Origin of the sequence: Nocardia africana NBRC 100379 (assembly GCF_001612635.1) — a bacterium.
GTDB lineage: Bacteria > Actinomycetota > Actinomycetes > Mycobacteriales > Mycobacteriaceae > Nocardia > Nocardia africana.
On sequence record NZ_BDAV01000078.1, the window covers coordinates 1 to 1,272 of the forward strand.

Sequence of the window (1,272 nt, forward strand, 5' to 3'; positions counted from 1 at the left end):
CGCAGGACCGGCGGTTGCACGATCTGAAGGTCGAATACCAGCAGTTGCTGATCGAGGCCCGCAAACGCGCGCTCGGGCTCACTGAAACACTCACCGACACCGACCCCGGCACCGTCCGCGCTCACGCCGCCAGCGCGGGGTGGGCGGCGGCCGAGGCCACCGCGGATCTGTCCGACGACCATCGCGCCCACGCCGACGCATGGGCCGAACGCTACGGCGAGGACACAGGGAACGACCCCCGCACCACCCTGGCCGATGCCCGTGCCGAGGCCGCAGCCCTCGACGACGCCGTCGATGAACTCCACAACCACATGAACACGCTCGGCGCCGAGTACACCCTGTTGAGCTACGGCGAAGCTCAGATGCGCACCTTCGATGCCGAATCCGGCCGAGACGATGGCAGTTCCGGCGAAGCGCTCGAAGTGCTCGACGGAGAGGTCATCGACGTCGCGGTCGAGGTCACCGGCGTCACCGGTGACCTCGATATGGGCGTCGACTTCGCGTCTCCGGTTCTTCCGCCCGTGAAGGCTCTCGGGCCCGCGCCGTCTGCGGAGATCGAACCATGATGGCGCGCAACCCCTTTCGTGCTTCGGTTCCGTTCGCTGCGGCGCCTGACCGGTGGCAGATGAAGGTGCTCGCGGGTGTGTATGCGCATGCGTCGGCGGCGCGGGAGATGGCCGCTGCGGCGCGGGCCGGTCGGGAGGCGACCGGTGAGCTTCCGCCCCCGTCATGGTCGCGGGCTTTCCGCACCGAGGTCCTGCTCGGCCAAGAGCTCGAGAAAGCGGGGCTGGCCGCGGGGGTGCCGCGGGAGTGGCTGAACCAGGCCCGCACCCGTGCCCATCTGGGTCAGCCGTGGCGCCGCGACCTGCACTGGCGCAACCCGAAACCGGTGGACCGGACCAGGCTGCTGGTCGGGCTGGCCGCCGAGGCGCACCGGATTCAGGATCTGGCCGCGGTGGCGGTCGCCTATGAGCATCGTGGCGCGCATGCCGAGCCCGGCACCGCGACCTGGGTCATGCGCAACCTGCGCCGATCCCGCACCCGCCTGGTCCAACTCGCACGCCTGCTCGCCGTCACCGACGACGAAGCACAGCACATGTGGAACTCGCCGCAACACTGGACCGCCGCCGCCGAGAGCGCCGGCGCCGCGAGTGTCGACGAACTCGACACCCGCTGGCGCGCCCACGCCCGCAGCGACCAAACCAGCATCGTGCTGCAGGCCCGCGCACTCACCAAATCCGGCATCACCGCACCCACCGGCGCCGCACTCCC

General features: G+C 70.4%; 2 protein-coding genes. Both read left to right on the forward strand.

Annotated features, from left to right (window positions below; translation table 11 throughout):
• A partial coding sequence (locus NA3_RS35310) for a hypothetical protein (protein WP_218021964.1) occupies positions 1 to 566 on the forward strand: 566 nt, incomplete at its 5' end.
• A 59-nt stretch (positions 567 to 625) separates the two neighbouring features.
• Positions 626 to 1,272, forward strand: a 647-nt coding sequence (locus NA3_RS35315) for a hypothetical protein (RefSeq protein WP_157126668.1), incomplete at its 3' end; no start/stop codon positions are given.